1 pseudogene is annotated in these 785 nt (G+C 63.9%); it reads right to left on the minus strand.

The window, feature by feature from the left end:
- Positions 1–785: pseudogene (locus DVK07_RS20045) on the minus strand (transferase); the annotation flags it as partial.

A 785-nucleotide genomic window follows, 5' to 3' on the forward strand; every position in this document is an offset into this window, starting at 1 on the left:
TCTGTTTGGCCCGCTCGTACACGAGCGAGATGAGCATCTGCATCACGGGCGTCGTCCGGCCGCCGACGGGCCCCTCCTGTTGGGCTAAATCTAGGTAGATGAGATCCTCGGCCGCAAAATCAACCTCGCTCTGCCGACCGAGATGCGCGAACTGCCCGTCCGGGGCGAACGGCCGCAACTGATCGATAAGCCACGTGGCGTCCGTCTCAAGTTTCTCGGCTTCCGCGTCAGTCCGCAGTGTGAACGCGTCGGCATCCGCCACCAACTCTTCGAGCACATCGATCACGTCCCGCAGCGTGGGGCTCGCCCGGTTGTGGGTGGTCACGTCTTCGGTGATCCCGGCGTTTCGGTAGGCCGTCTCGATAGCCAACTCGAGCGTGGTCCGCCGATCCCCCAAGGAGACCCCGCGCTGCGCGAAGAAGTTGGCAAGAAAGCTACTGACGCGCTCCTGCTTTTCGGTGAGCGGGCTCGCGTCAGCGCCCACCTGCTCGCGCGCCTGTTTGGCGGGCGGTGTAATCTCAAGCGGGTTAATGCCGAGCGTCCCACCCACCGTGATCCGCTGGGCACCCAGCGCCTCCGCGACGCCGGCCCAATCATTGAGCGGCTCTAAGATCACGCCGATCCGGTCCTCGTGATGGGCGACCGACCGAATGAATCGCTGTTTGGCGCTGAAACTCTTCCCCGAGCCTGGATCGCCCACCGTGAAGGTGGCGTACCCGTTCTCCCGGGCAAACGGGTCGACAACAACTGGTGTGTCCGTATGCCGGTGGACGCCAAGTTCGACA

Origin of the sequence: Halorubrum sp. Atlit-26R, assembly GCF_003666015.1 — an archaeon.
In the GTDB taxonomy this organism is placed as follows: domain Archaea; phylum Halobacteriota; class Halobacteria; order Halobacteriales; family Haloferacaceae; genus Halorubrum.